This window comes from Methanobrevibacter sp. (assembly GCF_017427765.1).
Taxonomy (GTDB): Archaea; Methanobacteriota; Methanobacteria; order Methanobacteriales; family Methanobacteriaceae; genus Methanocatella.
Genome location: NZ_JAFRSC010000057.1, coordinates 1 through 20,636 on the forward strand (window position 1 = coordinate 1; position 20,636 = coordinate 20,636).

Here is a 20,636-nt window from a genome sequence, read left to right on the forward strand (position 1 = left end):
ACTTAAGGTTATTCCAACAATGAATATTATTTGAAAAAATATAAAAATTTTTGAAGTGCGGCTTTGCACAAAAACACAAAAAAATAAAAAAAATAACTTGTAAAAATACCTTAAAAGAAGCCAACCTAACAAATTTAACTTAATTTTAAATAAATATACTTAAAAATAATATATAAATAAAATAAAATTCAAATATTCTAAAAAAAGAAAAAATAAACAAGGAAATCTATACGATTCCTTGTGTGGGAATTAGGTGTAACCACCCTACTTTGAAAAAAAGTCTGTTAAAAACTTCCCAATAAACCTCAAAAATTGCTTTCAATATGTAAAATTGCTTTGAAAAAACCATACTATATAAATATTTGCATAATCTTAAAAAAAATAATTATTTACTTCCTTAATGAGAAATGTAAACTATTTAAATGATAAAATACAATTAAATATTAAACTATTACTGAGGTGAATGCACATGGCAAAACCTATTGGTGAAACTCCAACATTAAATGGTAAAGAAGCTAGGGATTTTTTAAGGAAAATGAATGAACCTCCTAGCAGAGAAGACCGTGAATTTAGAAAAAAATGTGAATCTCAAAGAATAGTCCTATTTTAACTTTTCTTGAGATCAAGATACAAGTAGAAAGTTTGTTCAGGATTTTGTTGAATAATCCTGTCTAACTTATCTTTAATTAATTCATCATCTTTTTTTAAGTTTGAAAAGTGATTATGGACCGCATAAAAATTATAAGCACTGGCATAACCTTCAACAATGATAAATCTTAATCCCACATCATTTTCAGATAATTTCCTAATGGAGTTTATGACATTTCTTAGGATATGTGAACCTAAGCCATTATTCGTATATTTTTTATCGATTGCAAACCTTCCTATTTTTATTGCAGGCAATGGTTTCTTTTTCGGAACCTTTTCAACATCTTCATTGTAATGAGGTTTTAATTTTAACCTGATATTTTCATCCCGAATGTTTTTCAAAGGGATAGTGTCAGTCAGCAATGATACAAATCCAATAATTTCTTCCTCACAAATTATTAGTTTAGTGATATTTATTTTATCCTCCTGTTGGTTTAATGCATCATTTTTTATAAAATCATTTAAATCATCAGAACCACATTCAAAATTACTTAAATCATGTTTTTCAGTTAATGTTTCGAATTTATAATTATCTTTAATATATTCAATATCCATGATACTGCCTCCAGTTACTTTATTCTAAATTTCAAAAGAAAATCAATCTCTGTTTAATAATCAAAACATTTGACTAATTTCAATTGAATATAAAAGAAATTTAATATTACTTTAGTAAAAGATAGTACATATTAACTTTTGAAGTGCGACAGTATGTAAAATCACAGATATGAAAAAACACAATGAACCACATGATACCACCCTACGATGAAAATAAAAAAACTCGAATAAAAACAATTAAAAACAAGAAAAATAAAGTTTAACGAGTTAAAATAATATTAAAAAAGTTAAAAATCTTCTAATAATTATACAACTAAATATTATACTAAAAAAAGAAAAAATAAACAAGGAAATCTATACGATTCCTTGTGCGTTCATAGCGTCAACAACTTTCTTGAATCCTGCGATGTTTGCTCCTGCAACATAGTTTTTGTCCATGTCGTATTCTGCAGCAGCTTCAGCAACATTTGCAAAGATAGTTTCCATAATGGTTTGAAGTCTACCGTCAACTTCTTCAAATGTCCATGATAACCTTTCTGAGTTTTGAGACATTTCAAGTGCGGAAGTAGCTACTCCACCAGCGTTGGATGCTTTACCTGGAGCGAATAAAATGCCGTTTTCCTGTAAGTATTCAGTTGCTTCGATTGTGGTTGGCATGTTTGCACCTTCAGCAACAGCAACTACACCGTTTGCAACTAAGGTTTTTGCATCTTCTAATTGCAATTCGTTTTGGGTAGCACATGGAAGAGCAATATCTGCTTTAACAGTCCATACGCCTTTACCTTCATGGTATTCAGCACTTTCTCTAGCTTCAGCATATGCGGTTAATCTTTCTCTTCTTACTTCTTTGACTTCTTTTAATAACTCTACATCGATTCCTTCAGGATCATAAATCCAACCGGTTGAATCGGAACAGGTTACTGGGTTTCCGCCTAATTGTTGAGCTTTTTCGATTGCATAAATAGCTACGTTACCTGCACCTGATACGATAATGTCTTTTCCTGCAATATCAATATCGTTTGCTTTTAACATAGCGTTTGTGAAGTATAATAATCCGTATCCAGTAGCTTCAGTTCTTGCAAGAGAACCACCGAATGATAAACCTTTACCAGTTAATACTCCTTCATATAATCCTCTGATTCTTTTGTATTGACCGAATAAGAATCCGATTTCACGACCACCTACTCCAATATCTCCAGCAGGAACATCGGTATCAGCACCAATGTATTTGCATAATTCAGTCATAAAAGATTGACAGAATGCCATGATTTCTCTGTCGGATTTTCCTTTAGGATCAAAGTCAGACCCACCTTTTCCTCCGCCGATTGGAAGTCCGGTTAAGGAGTTTTTGAAAATTTGTTCGAAACCTAAAAATTTAATAATACCTACATTTACAGATGGGTGGAAACGTAATCCTCCTTTGTAAGGTCCGATTGCACTGTTGAACTGTACACGGTATCCTGTGTTTACCTGTACCTGTCCATTATCGTCAATCCATGGGACACGGAATTTTAATTGTCTTTCAGGATTAGTTAATCTTTCAAGAAGTGCATTTTTTCTGTATTCTTCTTCATTTTCTTCAATTACAACCCTTAAGGATTCCAATACTTCGCGTACAGCTTGGTGGAATTCCGGTTCGGAAGGGTTTTGTTCTATAATAGTTTCAATTACTTCGTCTACGTATGACAAAAACATTCCTCCAAATAAAATTTAGAATTATATCATTAAATTTTTAAAATTTTTACTGGCAAGCAGCAACATTTAACAATATAATATATTATATGGAACTTCTTATATTTAAATATTTTTCAATATTTAATAAAATATTAGAATAATATTCAAAGAAATTAAGATTTGTCTTAAACAAATTATAAAATATTCAAAAATTTATGCTAAATTAAATATCCGTTTTAAAATAATAATTCAAAATGTCTAGTGAAAATAATTAATTGATGTACAAAGTCGGAAAATGGTTGCCAGCCAAAAACTGCCTATACAATTTTCAACATTCACCTCCCATCCAAAGCAATATCAAAACAATAAAGAGAATATCAACCAAAAAATTAAACAAAAATAGGTACAAATAAAAAAAGCATATTGTTTTATATGCCATTATTAACATATCAGAATACAAAATACAGTAAAAATTATTTTTTGATATACAAAACCACAAATTGGTGAGGCAATGGCTTGCGAAAAAATCAAAAGGTCACAATACGAAAAGCTAAAAAGCAGTTATCTGTCCAAAAACAGAAGCCTGCATTCATTATATATCGAGTTATACGACGAATGTGAAATTTCAAGACACCTGTTTTTCAGGCTGATAAACAAAATAAGAATAGAAGAAGGATTGAACGCCTACTACACTCCAAAAAAGAAAAAAAGAAAAAGTAATGTTATAAAGAATAGAGACAAGTCTCCACACTATTATAACAACTAGTATTCAACGTGATATCTCAATATCGCAGCTATTCCACCGAAAGCTCTGAAAAGCTGCATGCCCTCATCAGTTTCTGTAGATATGAACTCGACATTGGTACTCATTTCTTCAGCCTTTTCAACAAAGTAATCAGCCAAATCAGTTGAATCCTCTTCTTTTAAAAGTTCATTACAGTTAGGACATCTCTCTTCAATTTTATCCGCTTCGGACTGTGTTTTGACGGTGAACTCTTTAACAAAACCGCAGTTAGGACATGCAAACCTTTTGCGCATTGCAGTCAAGTCTTCGGATAAAAGCAATGTATCGACAGCCCCGATGGTGAGATTGTTTCTGACTTCATCCTCACCGTATGAGGAAAGTCCCTGATCTTTGGTAAGTTCCTTTAAGAATTTCTGAACCATCTGCTTTTCATGGATTACGTCCAAATCGCTTAACACAGGCGCTGACTTTTCGATGACTTCACGAATACCGAAATCTCCGGTATATGATGTGTCCTCAATTGACAAAATCTTCTGTTTGAGTTCATAGTTAAGGTAATCCCCTTCTGCAAAGTCTGATTTGGTAAAACCAGGACCTCCAAGAATGATGCCTTTCAAGTCATCTTTTAAAGGAAGGAAATCATCGTTCATGTGATCTCCGATACGTTTTAAGAACTCATGAGCAGCCTGTTCGATAACCCTGTCGAACCTACGCTGGGATTGTCCTCCAGCTTTATGTTTTCCTGGAACTCCACTGGTAATATGAGTTAGAATATTGATTTTTTTACCTTTCATTGATGCAATGGTTGCTTCCCTTCTGTCAATTACAGCAACCCCATAGGTATCCCTCTCCTCAATCATGTATTCGAGAGGTTCCAGGAAGAATTCATTGTTACATTTGTACCAGTAGGTTGTAACCGGTTCAGGTGGCTCCAAAACGTAAGTTTCCATTTTCTCAGTACCCGGACCGCCTTTAGGAATCATACCTACAAATAAAACAAGCCCATGTTCAGGAGGCTTTTTATATAAACGGATCCTCTGTAAGATTACTTCGATTGCAGACTGTACATTTTTCCTTGTTTGTTTACTTTTAATGTTAGCACTCTGACCAAGCTCATCTCTCATGTGCTTACCGACATCACTCAATTGCTTATCAGGTGGAATATAAACGGAAACAAGCTCTGTACCTCTACCTTTTTTCTGCGCCAATTCTTTTAATGCTTTTTTAAATTCATATAATTCTTTTGATGATACTTCAGCCATGTTATCCCTATAAAAATTAAATTAATATAATAGTAATAAGTATCTTTTTTTAAATATAAATAACTAATGGAAAAACAGCTATTTCAGCAAAATTTTATCTCCAAATTTATTAAATAACTCAGTATCCTTTGGAGAAATCGTACCTATTTCAAGAAGGTCCATATCAGTAATCCCAATTATTTCACGGCCCAAATGAACATAGGTGTCAGGATAGTCATTATATCCGAAAAGATGCCAGATGACGTTACCTTCAAATACCAATTCCAGATACCAGTCATAGCCTTCCAGATCATCGGGATCGCGAGTTTGAGATTTTCTATGATAATCGCCCAAAATCCAGGCATATACATGATATTTTTCAAGGAGATTTAAAATGAGATTCTCATCATTTGAATCTAACTTTTTTTCAATATATCCATCAACGGTTTTATTTTTAAAATCAATTATTAATCTAGGATGAGGCAAATCATAAGGATATGTTCTGTAATGGCCGAATTCTATTGTTTTAAGCTTTAATTTTTCCCCATCAAAATAGACTCCATCACATTTAATTTCATGATATAATGGTGTTGCGAATTGCTTTTGATAATTCAGATGCAATACGTCAAAACCAACTAAGTTTTGTAGAATCTCACCGAATTTAACCCAATCTTTTGGAAAATTATTTTTAAAACTATATTCATAATATCCATCATCAGAATATATTATTACAATACATGAATAGATTAACTCAAGCTTTTCAAAGTATAAAAACTTTTCACTTTCAAAATTTTCAAATAGATTTAAATCATTGAAGTCATGAAGAAACTGGTTGGCATTTTCAAAATCAAAAGTGCGGATTTCACTTGTCATTTTACTTCTAAGGTCGACTAAAATGTCAATCCATGATTTGTCACAAAGAGGGCTTTCAGACAAGAATTTATCCCCGCTTCCTCGTTCGGAAATTTTATAATATCCATTACTGTTTAAAAAATCAATAGTGAAACATTCATAATGTCTGTTTAAGCGTTTAAAATTAAATCTTTGTGTAATTTCAATTTTTTCAATCATTAATTTATTATATCTTCTGCAAGTATAATATAATTATCTAAAAAAAGTTTAAGGCAAGGTTAATATAATTAACCTTCAACCATAATCAATTTACCCGTGTCCGAATCTCTGTAAACTTTACCCATCTCAGTAAATCCATTTCCAGAAGATTTACTGATATCTGGAGTTTCATTTAATTCTTCACCTTGGTCAAGTTGAGAAACTTCCTGAATTGCATTTTTTACCTTCTGCCTTTGCTGTTCATCCATATTATCATTAAACACTATATTTTGCATATTCCATGAAATAACTAAGAATACCAAAAGACCAACAGCAATAACCAGCATAGCATCTACAAGATTAGATGTCCCCGCCATCGGGTCTTCTTCACCTTGGTTTAGAAATTTCCCCTTTCTTCTGCGAATCATAATACCAAAACCTACTTACCCAAATTTTCCAAAACGGCATTTACAAACAACTGAAGATTAGATGAATATTCTTCATACCATCTGCGCCTAATTTTTGAGATAACATACGCAATTGCACCAGATCCAATACCTACGACGGTAGTATCAAATGCAACAATTATTGCATTTGCCAATGTTGTAACATCCCCACTACCTAAAGCGGCAAGACCCGGACCCATAGGAATTAAAGTACCCATTAATCCCAAAGTCGGACCGATACGAGTAACAATGTCAACCCTCTCAAGCGATTTGGCCATTATGACCTCTTCCTCTTCAATCAAATTCAATGCCCAAGCTTCACGGGAATCTGAAGATAGGGAATGTGCATCAATTATTTTCAATAAAACCTCTTTTTGATTATCATAAATCCCGCTATCATTAACAATATTTTTAAGTTCTTCAATAGAACCTGCATTAACCAAAGAAAATATTAGTTCTTCTTTATATTGTCGGGTTAGTTTTTTTCGAGTTGAATAATCGGAAATAAGCCCTCCAAAAGCAAAAACCGCAAAAATCGCAAATGCAAGCAAAAATATAATTACTGGAATTTGCAAACTTTGAGAGACAACATTTAAAGCTGCTGTTAAAAACTCACTTCCAGGAATACCTACCACATAAATCACCACATACTAATCAATCATTTTTTAAATAAAGTATTTTTTCTATAATACCATAAACCTAAAACCGCCACAGCAATTAAAAATACAAATGTAACAACCATAGACTCGACAGAAGCAATATTTATAGGCCTCATATCATTCATATCTAAAGAGATAATATTCGGAAGTAATAATGAAACTATTAAAAAATACAATCCAAAAACAAAAAATAAATCTCTTAAAACTGTAAAGGACCTATTAAAACTGAACTTTTTAACTAAGAAAAATATTGTCGCAACCAATAAATTAAATAAAATTGCTGTAAACAAACAAAGTTGTAAAGAATTTAAACCTAATAAATCAGTTTTTGATAAAATACATACAAAAACTATTAACAGAAAGCACAAATAAGATAACGAAAGCACCTTTTTGAAACTGTCCTTAAATTTTTTTTCTTTAGACAACAAATATCCACTAAAAATCAACACAAATGCAATTAAGAATAGAAAAGTGTAATTATAAACACCAATTGCAGAATATAATTGATTTTTAAAAAGATTAATTAAATAAACTACTGCTGAAGTAAATACAAGTGAAATAACAACATATATAGCCAAAGTCTTTTTAGAAGTCTCATTGAAATGAAAAATCAAACCAACAATTACTGAAAAAACTATTAAAGAAATTATATATCCTAAAGACCATACTAAACTAAAAGCCATTGTATCACCATTTACTTCTCAAATAATAATTTTGATATAATAACTGCAATGAAAAATCCGCTGAATAAAGCAATAATTAACATTATTACATTATTTACTGTGAATAAACCATTATTTTCACTTAAAGTTTCATTAACAGATGAGTTTGTACCATTATTTGTTTCATTAACGTTTTCAGCAGTTGAATTATCTTTTACTTCAGAAATGCCTGATGAAGAATCTGAAGATAAATCCGAACTGCTAGAACCTCCAGAAGCCTTTGAAGTGGAACTATATCCCGAACCTCCACTAGATGAACTGGATCCTCCAGAAGAACCAGATGATGAATCACCAGAAGAACTTGAATGGGAAGATTCACCAGAAGAGCTTTGAACTTGAGAAGTTGCAGGAGCTTGTGAAGATGGAACTTCTTCAACATATTCACTGCCATGGCCCGGATGAGCACATACAGCCATAGAAACAAAAGAGAATATAAAAATTATTGAAATCAATAAGGACAAATGTTTATAATTCATAAAATCGCCATCACCAAAATAATAAAATTTTTAAAAATAAAGAAAAAAGATATAATAACTCTATGAGTTATTAATCTTCATTTAATTAGTTTTTACGTTTCATGTATCCTAAACCTAGTACGACACCAATGGCCAAAACACCAATTAAAGCATAAATTAAACTGTTTGAATCAGCAGTTTTTGTTGCAGGAGTTTTGGAAACTTCATATGATTTTGCATCACTAGGACTGTCCTGTGAATCATCAGATTCACTGTCAGATAGTGAATCATCACTAACAGCAGGAGCGTTATTTGCTACTGCTCCGGAAGTTCCTATACTTCTAGAATAAGAAGGACTATAAGTTTTTGTTGGGGTTGCAGGATTATTTGAATTACTATTTGAGTTAGAGTTACTATTAGAGTTACTATTAGTATTTGAGTTACTATTAGAGTTAGAATTACTATTGGAATTACTATTGGAATTTTCATTCATAGCTTTTAATAAATCTTCCTTAGTAACATCTTTTAAGCTTTTTAAATAAGTAATTGCATTATAATCATCGCCAGAACCTTGTTTTAGCATGTTGAATTGTTCTTCAGTAATCCATTTTTCACTATCAGTTGATACAACTGGAAGTGATTTAATGTTAGGATTTTCATTATTTGCATAAATATCAATATATGCTTTAATTTGAGCAGCACGTTTAGCTTCTGAAGTACTGTACATGCTTTGATCAATGGTAGCCCATTTGAAACTTACAATTGATGCTCTACCTATATTAAGGTTGTTATCCCATACAACGATTATACCTTCTTGAGTTCCACCGCCAATATATTCAGATACAGTTTCGTTTTTAGGTAATTTTTGAACATAGTAACTACCTAAACCTGGAGATAAGTCCAATAAATAAGTTAAACTGTCATCTTTACAATAGATACTGGATGCAATATAAGTATAAGATTCATTTTCACCTAACGGATATTCATTTAAAATATGGTCAGTTATAAAGAATCCAGGTTGTACACCAGGACATACGTGTGCATGGTATAAGAAAGTTGCCATTTGGTCAAATAATGGGTGTTCATTCCACGCATTCACAATAGTTTGTACATTGAACCAATTTCCATCAGGGACAAATGATTTTTCAATAGCTCTTAACTTAGCACTGTTATTCAAGGTTTCAAATCCAATGTTAACAACTTTATCGCCGTCAAGTGTGCCGACAAAGAAGTCTTTAGTATCAGAATTATATCTTAAATAAATCATGTTAACTTCATCAGAATCAGGATAACGGAATGCAAATGCAAACCATAATGGTTTCCATACAGCTTGGTGAAGACTTAATACATTTTGACTGTATAATGTTCCACCTAAAACTTCATAAAGACCATCACGTGCTATAACAGTGTCTTGTCCGTTTAAGAATGCATATCCTGCGTCAGTTAAAGCGAGGAAATCAACATCGTCACGACCGACATCAATACCCAATTCCTCTTTAATTATTTCTTTAGCTTTATTTGCAGCATCAATACCTATTTGTTTGATTTCATCATCGGTTAATTTACCTTGAACAGCATTACCAGTTGCTCTTTTAGCAGTTGAGAGATTTAAAGACAATATATAATCTAAATCTAAACCATGACCATCCATACCATAATCGAATGGTTCGCCATCGTAAGTTACATTATCGGTAGTTCCCATCAGATAGTTATACTGCTCTTGATTTAATCCAGTGAACTCATATAAGAAGTCGACTAATTTTTCAGGATTGGTGTTGATTTGTTTAATCCACCATGAATTGTATTTTAATTCTTCTAAACTTCCTGCATCAGGGTTAATTTTAGTTTCTTTTGTGAAAAGTTTTTTAACGTTGGTTGAATTAAAAGATATGATGATTAAATCACCAGTTTTAGTTTTTGAATACCATTTAATAAAACCAAGCATATTTTCGGTAGCTCCAGTGTAAGTGGTATTCATACCAACATATCCTGTTTTACCGATTGTATCATCTAAGAAGAATAATGCCGCATCATCATCAGATCCGCCCGGAACACCAAGTACTTTGTAAGCAGTAATATCTGCTGGAGAACCAACACCACCAGGGTTAGTTTCTTGTTCAGGAGGATAATATTTCAATAAAGCTTGAATAATACTATATCCACCTAAAGTACCTTCACAAATATGGCCATGGAAAGCAGCTTCCTGAAGTATTTCTCTTGAAACGCCCGCAGACCAACCATTTGCCAAACTTGCAAATGCCCAAGCATTTTCGCCAATGACCGCATTATAATACTTATTCCATTCTGATTTAGTCATATCTTCAGAGATAGTTCCTAAATAAGAATATTTAGTTGATGCATTTTGGAAAACAATAGCTTTTAATTCTTTTCCTTTTTTAACTACAAAAGCAAAGTCAACCGGATCAACCGCACTTTGACGCAACATTAATACGTTACTATAAGAGATTTTTCCATAATTAACAATTGCTTCCATTGCATCTTCACTAGTTTTTCCATTTAAATTTGCAACTCCTGCAGTAGTAATTGCAAGAACATCATCGGCAGTTTTAAAATCTAATTTAGAATCAGCAATTTCAGTTACAGTTCTTCCTAATTTATAAGCTTCGCTTGCTTTTAACTCAAATGAAATGAGTTTAGTCAAATCAGCTCCGTCAATGACTTTCACTTCAGTACCGTAACCTGCAGTCATGGCACTAATATTTAAACTGTTCCCATTGAAATTATCTATTTTTAAAACATAATTTTTAGTATTTATATCAAACATTTTAGTAAAATTAAGATATTTATCATTTGAGACCAAATAGAAGTCTGGAACTAAATTGTTTGCATCATCAGCATATTCATAATTTACTTTCACATTTACTGAAACTGAACTTGCCCCATCGGAAGACAAACTATTAGATTCAACTGTTGAATCATCAGTTCCAGTAACAATATCTGAGATATCATTACCTATAGAAAGACCATTTTGAGAATCACAAAAGGCATCTGTATTTTCTGCAGATACTGCACCAATTACAAGCATTAAACAAGCAATCAGTGTGATAAACAAAACAACCTGTTTTTTAATAATATCAACCTCCAAAATTTGAAAAGGATATTCGCATACTGTAGAATATCCAGATTACCTATATTAAGTAATACATATATAAAGTTAATTATTACTCTATATATAAAAATTTGAAAAAAAGTATTACAAATTTAATCAACACGAACAATATATAAATACATGAATAAAAATTAAAATCCCTTATTGACTTTAAAACCCCCATTATATTCTCTATTTCCCAAATAATAATCTTCGCCTATTAACCAGTTATCAAAGTATTAATTAACAATGTTATACAAATTACCACCCAAGTAATAATATCTAATCAAAAGTGAAATCAATTTAAAAAAAATCAAATATCCCTCCAATATCCCTATTTAAAAAAAATATTTCATGAAAATCTTTTAAGAGTAATTTTCCAAACATTTATATAATTTAAAGGATAATATTTACTTGAGGAATATTTTAGGTGTACCTAAAATTGACCTCCAAAATTTGAAAATGTGTTAAATTAGATTTAAAAATCTAGTTTAACACAACCCCCTAAAAGTCACCACCTACTTTTAAAAATAAAACAAAATTACAAATAATTGATTAAAATTGACTACCTTAACATTGTTATATTAATTGAAAAGATTATTACGAAAGTAAAAAGTAATACTAACCTCATTTTATAAAATAACAAAATTTACAGTTTTCGTTACTGAAAATAACTAATTTGAGCTAAAATTTAAAATTATTATTCTTAAAAAATTGATGAAAATTATTAAATAATACTTAGAAATATAACTGATTTGTTCAAAAAGTAATACAAATTACGGATAATCCATTGCTAAAGTAATACGAAATACTATTATATGGTATTACTTCAAATTTAAGATGAAAACAGAATAAGGTGATTAATTGCACTTACCCGATGGAATCATAAGTTTTGAACAGGCGGCAATATACTGGATTATAACTCTGATAATCATTTCAATATTCTTTTATAAATTCTCTAAAGATGAAAATAAAGAAAAAAGAATAATATCAATAGCTCTTTTTAGTGTGTTTACAATGGTTGTGACTTCTGTTTCAGTCCCATCACCTTTGGGTGTTCCGATACACTTCTTTTTAATACCTCTGATAGCTATTTTGTTAGGTCCTCTATCAAGTACAATTGTTTCATTTATCACACTACTCATGCAAGTATTTATCTTAAACATGGGTGGACTAACATCATTAGGTGCAAATTTCATAGTAATGGGGTTCATACTGTCAATTACCACTTACGGATTTTATAAATTATTCGCCTACATAAATGAAAAAGCAGCAATATTTGGATCAACAATTATTGGAATCATGTTTGCGACATTTGGCCAAATAGCTATTCTGCTAATATCCGGAGCCATGAACTTTGATATATTGCTATCAACATTACTGCCATTCTATTTATTCATTTCAATCATTGAAGGCTTTGCAAATGTAGTAATAATTACTGCAATAGATAAAATTAAGCCAGACATAAGAGAAATAAATCAAATTTAAAGGAGATAAAATGAAATATGTAAAAATATTATCAATAATGCTATTTTTAATTATTGGAGCAACTGCAGTATCTGCCCACGGCGTGGATGTGACAGCAGACACCATGGTTGTTGCAAATGATACAAACGGAGTGTTTGTTAAAGATATTGCGGACTCCAACAACATAAATATAAGCGTGTATAAATTCACTTCTGAAGATGAAGTTGCACACATTCTAGAACACAGCATCAACAATACCAATAAAAGAATGTTATTTGTAGCTTATCAAGACACAGCTAATGAATTCCTAAAAGAACACAAAGATTTATCCAACAGAATCATTGTTTTAGATGATGTTAATAATGACACAGTACTAAAAGGTATTCAAGACATTATGAATGCGCCAACAGGAGATATTGCTCAAGAAAATAGCTTTGGACTGCCATTAATAATTGGAATTATAATAGGTGCTTTAATAGGCATTGGTTGTGGAATTTTCATTATGAAAAGGAAGAATTAGGTTTAATGCCTATTCTTCAAATACTTTTTTTAACCTATTAAACCATAATACTAATTAAAAAAGTTTATAAACTTATTATTATTAATTAATTAGTAAGTGATAGTATGGTTTTTAGAAGATGCCCACAGTGCGGTTCAACAAGTGATGATGCTTACGGATTTTGTATCAAATGCGGATACGAATTTCCAAAAATAGAAGCAAACTCCCAAAAATGTCCATTATGCAGATATGAGAATCCTGATGAAGCTGATTACTGTGTCAAATGCGGCACACCACTACTTTTTAAAAATCAGATGCAAAAAAACAGCGTCATAAATCCTATTGTGATTAATAAAAACGGCACACCAGATACTGCTACCCATAAAACCAGCAGATTTCTGATATTATTAGGTTACATTTTCTCATTTTTAGGAGGCCTTATCGGACTTATTATTGCAATTTATCTGTCAACCAGAAAAGACCCTGTTGCAAAAAGACATGGACACATCCAGCTTGCAATATTCGGATTCTACATACTCATAATCGCAATACTGTTTGCAACAGGAAATATGCCTGCTGACATCGTCGGAGAATATCAGCAGTTACTTGCGGGTAATTTTACCTTTATCTAAAGGCAGATACAATACTATAGCCCCGTCACCGTTTTCGTAATATCCCGGAACAACCCTGTCCACCCTAAAGCTGAACTGTTTGTAAAACTCAACGGCGCCGACATTATTTTCATTTACTTCCAGATAAATGGTATCAAGATTAAGCAGTGACAATATTGAAATGGCCTTTACCAGAAGCTGGGTTCCGCAGCCCAACCTCCTGTAGTTTTTATCAACAGCTATTGAAATGATATGACCCTGATTTTCATATTTAATCCAAAAAATAACGTAACCGATTACATAACCATTTTCTTCAGCAACCAGAAATCCGACACCCATCTCATATAACTGCTGAAACATGTTTATTCCGTAAGACTGGTCAAATGACATGTTTTCTATTTCAAAAACTCTTTTTAAATCATCGGGTGTGAATTTTCTGACTTTCATAAAACAAACCTATATCAAATTTTAGCCAACTCATTATTTAACAGTTTTGATGAAATTCTAGAAGCGGTTGTGACTATTCCGGCCAGTCAAAAATGCAATCTGTATAATGAGAATATAAATAATATGTAAAACTACATTATATTATCTATAATTATTTAAACATCATAGATGAAATACAAAGGTGATTGAAATTTCAGATGAAAGCTTAAAAGAAAAAGTTGAAGACTACACAGAAAGGCTGCTTTATGCAAGCAGATGGATTCTATCCCCAATCTATCTTATATTGATACTAGTTTTGGTATTGATCTTGTTTAAGTTTGTTAAAAACGTTGTCGGCTTTATATTTATCATGAACACATTGAGTTACAATGAATGGATTATACAGGTACTGGAACTTTTAGACCTCTCCTTGCTCGCAAATCTTGTTTTGATTGTGGCATTTTCAGGATATGAAAACTTCGTTTCAAAAATCGATGTTGCAGAAGACCACGTTGACCGTCCGTCATGGATGGGTCGTCTTGACTTTTCAGGACTCAAACTCAAAATCATCGGTTCAATCGTGGCAATATCTCTTGTGGAGTTGCTGCAGGACTTTTTAAACGTGTCTTCCACCATAGATCCGAATGTTGAATTTTGGAGAATCGCTCTTCACCTGACATTTGTGGCAACAGGACTTGTATTTGCACTGATGGAAATACTGGCCGAAAAAAGACACGAAATTAAAGAAGAGACAATAGAACTCGAAAACGAAAATTCAGAATAATATTAAGGCCGATAAGATGTGGGACGATTTTGCAGAATACGTATTATCCCAATGCGTTAAAAATCCAACAAAGGTTGCTGAAATAGGGGTCGGAAAGTTCAGCGGAGTTTATGACTATCTGAACTCCCAGGACAACGTGGAAATCCTTAAAACCGACATAAGCCCCGATGACAGCGATGTTATAGCTGACGATGTAACAAAACCGAATATGGATATATACAAGGACGTTGACATAATCTATTCAATTCGTCCGCCAAGCGAAATCCAACCGTATCTGGTCAAATTGGCATTAAAAACAGATGCACAACTAATAATAAAACCATTATTTAATGAAGATTTGAATACGGGCAATGTTAAAATGAAACTTAAAAACTATCAAAAAGCAAGCTTTTACATATTAAGGTGATTGAATGGAGGACATATTATCAAAATACCAAACTTCAAAAGAGGGACTTACCATAAGCGAAGCCAAAAAAAGGCTTGAGAAATATGGTAGAAACGAGCTTGAAGAAAAAAAGCCGACCCCCCTTATTATGCTGTTTTTGACACAATTCGTTGATGCGCTTATTGCACTTCTGGTTGTTGCTGCAATCGCAGCATTTGCAATAGGAGACGTAATCGACGCTGCAGTAATCATAATAGCAGTTTTGCTGAATGCTACAATCGGATTCATTCAGGAATACCGTTCACAGAAAGCTGTAGAAACACTTAAAAGCTTGATGGTTAAAAATGCAGTAGTAAAAAGAGAAAATGTAATTTCAGAAATCGATTCTGGAGAATTAACAATAGGAGATATTGTTATTTTAGAAGAGGGAAATAAGGTTCCTGCAGATTTAATGTTGATTGAAGCTAAAAATCTGCACGTTGACGAATCACACCTTACCGGAGAATCCGAAGCTATCGACAAGGATATTGAAGATGAAGTCTATATGGACTCAAACATACTGTCCGGTAACGGAATCGGAGTGGTCAGCCACATCGGAATGGATACCACAATCGGAAAGATTGCTGAACTGGTCCAGGAAGACAGCGGCGAGACACCTCTTCAAAAAAGAGTCGAAAAGCTTGGAAAAACATTATCAGCAATAGCTATCATTGTCTGTATATTCGTATTTATAATGGAACTTTTCAAGGGAATACCTCTTGTTGAAACCTTCATGACTGCAGTTTCACTGGCAGTGGCTGCAATTCCGGAAGGCCTGCCTGCAGTTTTAACACTCACCTTGGCTTTAGGCATGCAGCAGATGGCAAAATCAGACGCCATTGTAAAAAGACTGCTTTCGGTTGAAACTCTCGGATCATGTACAATAATCTGCAGTGACAAAACAGGAACACTCACCAAAAACAGAATGGCCGTCAAGGAATACTACTTCTCAAACAGAGATAAAACACTCATGATTGGTGCACTATGTAATAATGCAACAGTCAACGGAGAAGAGGTCATTGGTGATCAGACCGACGGAGCCATTTTAAAATTCTGCCAGGAAAATAAATATAACAAAAATGAACTGGAAAAAGATTTTGAAAGAATTGACGAAATCCCACTTGACAGTAATCGTAAAATGATGACTACTATACATAGACCAAGTGGGGAAAATGATATGGTTTTATCAAAAGGTGCTCCAGAAATAATTATAGCTAAATCCAAATACATAGATAATGATGGAAGTATCGAAATAATTACCCCTGAAATAAAGGAAACACTAATGAAAAAAATTGGTGAAATGACTGACAACGCATTGAGGGTAATCGGATTTGCATACAAAAATGGAGATTGTGAAAATCCAGAAGAGGAACTGACCTTTGTCGGTATGGTCGGACTGATTGACCCTCCAAAGGAAAACACCAAAAAATCAGTTCAGGAATGTATAAATGCTGGAATCAAAGTAAAAATGATTACCGGAGACCATGAAAAGACTGCTGAAGCAATCGCCCGTGAAATCGGAATCCTGACAGACGGAAAAGTAATTACAGGAAAACAGCTGGATGAACTAAGCAACGAAGAATACATGAAGATTGCAGATGACATCCAGGTTTATGCAAGAGTCAGACCGGAACAGAAAATGAGGATTGTGGAAACCCTTAAAAATAATGGAGACATTGTTGCAATGACCGGTGATGGAGTAAATGACGCACCGGCACTGAAAAAGGCATCAATCGGAATATCCATGGGTGACGGAACAGACGTTGCAAAAGAAGCTTCAGACATGATTTTGCAAAACAATGACTTTTCAACAATAGTGACCGCCATCAAGGAAGGAAGAAAGATATACGACAACATCAAAAGATTCGTCAAATTCCAGGTATCAACAAACGTTGGTGCAATCCTGACAATTGTCGGCGCATCACTTCTCTCACTGCCTATACCTTTCAATCCTGTGCAGCTGTTATGGATAAACATTGTAATGGACGGACCTCCTGCACAGACATTAGGTATGGAAGGTGCTGAAAAAGACATCATGCAAAGAAAACCTGAAACAGGAGACATATTAAACAGAAATACGTTAATAAAGATATTCGTAACCGGAGTAGTAATGGCAATAGGAACAGTTGCAGTATTTGCATATTACACATCAAGCCATACAACCACTTCAAAAGCGATGACAGTTGCATTCACATTATTTGTAGTCTATCAGCTGTTCAATGCATACAACGGAAAGGCAAACTCCGAAAAATCAAGCAAATTCCTATATATGGGAATCATACTTTCATTTATACTTCAGCTTCTGATTATATATCTCCCGCAACTGCAGATGGTGTTCAGAACAACAGGCATTGACATTGTCGACTGGATTTTAATCGTCATAGTTGCATTTACAATAATAATAACAGACAAAGTAATGAACAAACTGATACAATGAGAAAAATAAACATTTTCCTGCTTGGAGGAACCAAGGATTCGACAAATATTATAAGCCATATCAAGGACAACTACGATTCATATATCCTGACCACAACCACAACAGAATATGGCGCCAAATTAGCTAGCGAAAGAGGAAGCGACGAGACAATCGCAAGACCGCTTCCGAAAGATGAAATAATATCAATACTTAACGCCAATGAATTTGATATTATCATCGATGCAACACATCCTTTCGCAAGCCACATCACCCAGACAAGCGTTTCGGTTGCAAATGAACTGAAAATGCCATATATCCGCTTCGAGAGACCTACCACAAACCTCAAAAATATTGATACATCAAGAATCCATTACGTAAATTCATTTGACGATGCAGGAAAACTGATTGAATCCGAATTCGATAAAGGAAATATACTGCATTTTGCAGGAGCCAACACCATGGAAGACATCTTGAAATATGTATCATCCGAAAGATTCTATCCGAGAATACTGAAGGTGGAATCATCCCTTGAAAAATGCAGACAGCTGAATGTTGATCCGGACCACATCATTGAAATGACCGGTGCCGCCACAAAAGAGGAAAACCTTGATTTGATTGAAAAATATGATGCAAGTGTCATGATTACAAAGGAAAGCGGTGAAATCGGCGGAGTAATTGAAAAAATCGAAGCTGCAAATGAAAAGGATATTGCAGTTATAATGATTCAGCGCCCAAAAATAGAAATGTTAAATAAAAATGACGTTGTCAATGATTTAAACGAGCTTGACTCAAAAATTAAAAGTTTTTTAAAAAAATAGATATAAAAATAAACGCCGAGACTGGGATTTGAACCCAGGCGAGGGAAACCTCACAGGATTTCAAGTCCTGCGCCTTACCAGACTAGACTATCTCGGCATGTGAAAAGGAATATTTAGAAGGATTCTAAATATTTATCCTTTAAGTTCAATTTCAATACTTACATTATCAGGAACATTAACTTTCATAACTTGTCTCATTGCACGTTCATCAGCTCCAATACCGATTAAACGTTTGTGAATTCTAAGTTCCCATTTTTCCCAAGAAGCTTTACCTTCTCCATCTGGAGATTTTCTAGTTGGGACTACTAATTTTTTAGTAGGTAATGGAATAGGACCGGACAAGTCAACACCAGTTCTTTCAGCAATTTTTTTAAGTTGATCACAAACATATGCTAATTTTTCTGGGTCTGTTCCAGTAAGCTTAATTCTTGCTTGATTCATTTATTATCCTCCAAAAAAACAAAAAGAAAAGAAAGTAAAAAATTACTTTCTAATTATTGTTTACAAACTTATTTTGCTGGGGTAACGTTAAGACATAAACCTGCAGCAACAGTTTGACCCATATCTCTGATAGCAAATCTACCCATTTGTGGGATTTCTTTTGCGTTTTCGAGACACATTGGTTTAGTAGGTTTAATTTTAACAATAGCTGCATTACCGGTTTTTAAGAAGTCAGGGTTTTCTTCGTCAACAGCACCAGTAGCAGGGTTTAATTTTTTGGATAATTCTAAGAAAGTACATGCTACTTGGGAAGTGTGACAGTGGAATACCGGAGTGTATCCAACGGTAATTACACCAGGGTGTTGTAAAACAACAATTTGTGCATCAAATTCTTTAGCTACAGTAGGAGCGTTATCGGTGTGACCAGCTACGTCTCCTCTTCTGATATCGTTTTTACCTACACCTCTTACGTTGAATCCGATGTTGTCACCAGGTTCAGCTACTTCGAATTGTTCGTGGTGCATTTCGATAGATTTAACTTCTCCGGAAGCTCCAGCAGGTTCGAAGATAACGTTTTCACCTTTTTTCATTACACCAGTTTCAACTCTTCCTACAGGAACAGTTCCTACACCAGTAATGGAGTAAACGTCTTGGATAGGGATTCTTAAAGGTAAGTTAGTTGGTTTATCAGGTGCGGTTAAAGCATCTAATGCGTCGATTAATGTAGGTCCTTTGTACCAGGAAGTATTTGCTGATGCGTCTACAATGTTGTCCCCTTCAAATGCAGATAATGGGATGAAAGGTACGTCAGCAGGGTTGAAACCTACAGTTTTAATTAAGTTTGATACTTCTTCTTTTAATTCGTTGTATTTGTCTTCAGAGTAATCAACTAAATCCATTTTGTTGATTGCAATAATTAATTGGTTAATACCTAAAGTTTTGGATAAGAACACGTGTTCTTTGGTTTGAGGCATTACACCGTCGTCAGCTGCAACTACTAAAACACCTGCGTCTGCTTGGGAAGCACCAGTGATCATGTTTTTAACGAAGTCTCTGTGTCCTGGGCAGTCTACTACAGTGTAGTCGTATTTTTTAGTGGAGAATTTTTGGTGAGCTAAGTCGATGGTTACTCCTCTTTCTTGTTCTTCTTTGGTAGTGTCCATAATGAATCTGAATTTGTCTTCTCCGGAAGCTAATTGTTGTTCGTTAATGGTACCAGCTTTTACTAATAAGTTTCCAACTAAAGTGGATTTTCCGTGGTCAACGTGTCCAATAAATGCTAAGTTAAGATGTTCTTTTTCTTTTGCCATTATAATAACCTCTTTGTAATTATTAACTATACTATCAAATAAGCTTAAAGTTAGCTTAAATGTAATATTATACTTTAACATATAAAAATATATGTTTTTTTCATATGATTTTTAATAAAAATATAAAAAATTAAAA

The 20,636-nt window shown here is 33.3% G+C and carries 21 protein-coding genes and 1 tRNA gene; 9 read left to right on the forward strand and 13 right to left on the reverse strand.

Annotated elements, in window-relative coordinates; translation table 11 throughout:
* The first annotated feature begins 469 nt into the window (after positions 1 to 469).
* Complete coding sequence (locus IJL02_RS12215; RefSeq protein ID WP_292816810.1) at positions 470 to 610, forward strand: hypothetical protein; 141 nt, start codon at positions 470 to 472, stop codon at positions 608 to 610.
* Here the strand turns inward: IJL02_RS12215 and IJL02_RS12220 are convergent.
* Entirely contained in the window at positions 607 to 1,203 is a 597-nt protein-coding gene (locus tag IJL02_RS12220; RefSeq protein WP_292816812.1) for an N-acetyltransferase, read from the reverse strand. The genes IJL02_RS12215 and IJL02_RS12220 overlap by 4 nt on opposite strands.
* A gap of 354 nt (positions 1,204 to 1,557) precedes the next feature.
* Positions 1,558 to 2,892: an NADP-specific glutamate dehydrogenase gene (gene gdhA / locus IJL02_RS12225; RefSeq protein WP_292816814.1), complete on the reverse strand. Its 1,335-nt coding sequence runs from the start codon at positions 2,890 to 2,892 to the stop codon at positions 1,558 to 1,560.
* A 496-nt stretch (positions 2,893 to 3,388) separates the two neighbouring features.
* On the opposite strand from gdhA, the gene IJL02_RS12230 reads away from it, so the two are divergent.
* On the forward strand, positions 3,389 to 3,643 hold the full coding sequence (locus IJL02_RS12230) for a hypothetical protein (protein WP_292816816.1): 255 nt from the start codon (positions 3,389 to 3,391) through the stop codon (positions 3,641 to 3,643).
* Here IJL02_RS12230 and prf1 read toward each other — a convergent pair.
* The 7 genes from prf1 to IJL02_RS12265 all read right to left on the reverse strand — a co-directional run bounded on the left by prf1 (position 3,640) and on the right by IJL02_RS12265 (position 11,301).
* A complete protein-coding gene (prf1, locus tag IJL02_RS12235; protein ID WP_292816818.1) occupies positions 3,640 to 4,884 on the reverse strand; it encodes a peptide chain release factor aRF-1 in 1,245 nt (414 codons plus the stop codon). The genes IJL02_RS12230 and prf1 overlap by 4 nt on opposite strands.
* Before the next feature lie 78 nt (positions 4,885 to 4,962).
* On the reverse strand, positions 4,963 to 5,934 hold the full coding sequence (locus IJL02_RS12240; RefSeq protein WP_292816820.1) for a hypothetical protein: 972 nt from the start codon (positions 5,932 to 5,934) through the stop codon (positions 4,963 to 4,965).
* Between the two features lie 68 nt (positions 5,935 to 6,002).
* Positions 6,003 to 6,341 carry a DUF2149 domain-containing protein gene (locus IJL02_RS12245; protein WP_292816822.1) on the reverse strand — a complete coding sequence of 113 codons (339 nt, stop codon included), beginning with the start codon at positions 6,339 to 6,341 and terminating at the stop codon, positions 6,003 to 6,005.
* An 11-nt stretch (positions 6,342 to 6,352) separates the two neighbouring features.
* Entirely contained in the window at positions 6,353 to 6,994 is a 642-nt protein-coding gene (locus tag IJL02_RS12250) for a MotA/TolQ/ExbB proton channel family protein (protein ID WP_292816824.1), read from the reverse strand.
* Positions 6,995 to 7,017: 23 nt separating this feature from the next.
* A complete protein-coding gene (locus IJL02_RS12255; RefSeq protein WP_292816826.1) occupies positions 7,018 to 7,701 on the reverse strand; it encodes a DUF2162 family putative transporter in 684 nt (227 codons plus the stop codon).
* A gap of 11 nt (positions 7,702 to 7,712) precedes the next feature.
* Positions 7,713 to 8,156 carry a hypothetical protein gene (locus IJL02_RS12260; RefSeq protein ID WP_292816828.1) on the reverse strand — a complete coding sequence of 148 codons (444 nt, stop codon included), beginning with the start codon at positions 8,154 to 8,156 and terminating at the stop codon, positions 7,713 to 7,715.
* Between the two features lie 145 nt (positions 8,157 to 8,301).
* The gene (locus IJL02_RS12265; RefSeq protein ID WP_292816830.1) at positions 8,302 to 11,301 is read right to left on the reverse strand and encodes an FmdE family protein; all 3,000 of its coding nucleotides are present in this window, start codon (positions 11,299 to 11,301) and stop codon (positions 8,302 to 8,304) included.
* An 867-nt stretch (positions 11,302 to 12,168) separates the two neighbouring features.
* On the opposite strand from IJL02_RS12265, the gene IJL02_RS12270 reads away from it, so the two are divergent.
* The 3 genes from IJL02_RS12270 (at position 12,169) to IJL02_RS12280 (ending at position 13,902) form a co-directional block, all read left to right on the forward strand.
* On the forward strand, positions 12,169 to 12,792 hold the full coding sequence (locus IJL02_RS12270; RefSeq protein ID WP_292816832.1) for an energy-coupling factor ABC transporter permease: 624 nt from the start codon (positions 12,169 to 12,171) through the stop codon (positions 12,790 to 12,792).
* Between the two features lie 10 nt (positions 12,793 to 12,802).
* Entirely contained in the window at positions 12,803 to 13,291 is a 489-nt protein-coding gene (locus tag IJL02_RS12275) for a hypothetical protein (protein ID WP_292816834.1), read from the forward strand.
* A 104-nt stretch (positions 13,292 to 13,395) separates the two neighbouring features.
* Entirely contained in the window at positions 13,396 to 13,902 is a 507-nt protein-coding gene (locus IJL02_RS12280) for a zinc ribbon domain-containing protein (protein ID WP_292816836.1), read from the forward strand.
* On the opposite strand, the gene rimI is transcribed toward IJL02_RS12280, so the two are convergent.
* The gene (gene rimI, locus IJL02_RS12285; protein ID WP_292816838.1) at positions 13,873 to 14,328 is read right to left on the reverse strand and encodes a ribosomal protein S18-alanine N-acetyltransferase; all 456 of its coding nucleotides are present in this window, start codon (positions 14,326 to 14,328) and stop codon (positions 13,873 to 13,875) included. The two genes, IJL02_RS12280 and rimI, sit on opposite strands and share 30 nt — an antisense overlap.
* Positions 14,329 to 14,509: 181 nt before the next feature.
* Here rimI and IJL02_RS12290 point away from each other — a divergent pair, with 181 nt between their 5' ends.
* The 4 genes from IJL02_RS12290 to cobK are packed head-to-tail and all read left to right on the forward strand — an operon-like array spanning position 14,510 to position 18,749.
* Positions 14,510 to 15,091 carry a TIGR00645 family protein gene (locus IJL02_RS12290; RefSeq protein ID WP_292816840.1) on the forward strand — a complete coding sequence of 194 codons (582 nt, stop codon included), beginning with the start codon at positions 14,510 to 14,512 and terminating at the stop codon, positions 15,089 to 15,091.
* A gap of 16 nt (positions 15,092 to 15,107) precedes the next feature.
* Positions 15,108 to 15,497: a UPF0146 family protein gene (locus IJL02_RS12295; protein WP_292816842.1), complete on the forward strand. Its 390-nt coding sequence runs from the start codon at positions 15,108 to 15,110 to the stop codon at positions 15,495 to 15,497.
* Positions 15,498 to 15,501: 4 nt separating this feature from the next.
* On the forward strand, positions 15,502 to 17,952 hold the full coding sequence (locus IJL02_RS12300; RefSeq protein ID WP_292816845.1) for a calcium-translocating P-type ATPase, PMCA-type: 2,451 nt from the start codon (positions 15,502 to 15,504) through the stop codon (positions 17,950 to 17,952).
* The gene (gene cobK, locus IJL02_RS12305) at positions 17,949 to 18,749 is read left to right on the forward strand and encodes a precorrin-6A reductase (protein WP_292816847.1); all 801 of its coding nucleotides are present in this window, start codon (positions 17,949 to 17,951) and stop codon (positions 18,747 to 18,749) included. Before IJL02_RS12300 ends, cobK begins: the two co-directional genes overlap by 4 nt.
* Positions 18,750 to 18,762: 13 nt before the next feature.
* Here cobK and IJL02_RS12310 read toward each other — a convergent pair.
* The 3 genes from IJL02_RS12310 to tuf form a co-directional block, all read right to left on the reverse strand.
* Positions 18,763 to 18,846 (reverse strand) — tRNA-Ser (locus tag IJL02_RS12310).
* 35 nt (positions 18,847 to 18,881) lie between these two features.
* Entirely contained in the window at positions 18,882 to 19,190 is a 309-nt protein-coding gene (gene rpsJ / locus IJL02_RS12315) for a 30S ribosomal protein S10 (RefSeq protein WP_042691424.1), read from the reverse strand.
* Positions 19,191 to 19,258: 68 nt separating this feature from the next.
* Positions 19,259 to 20,500, reverse strand: a complete 1,242-nt coding sequence (tuf, locus tag IJL02_RS12320) for a translation elongation factor EF-1 subunit alpha (protein WP_292816873.1) — start codon at positions 20,498 to 20,500, stop codon at positions 19,259 to 19,261.
* Positions 20,501 to 20,636 lie beyond the last annotated feature (136 nt).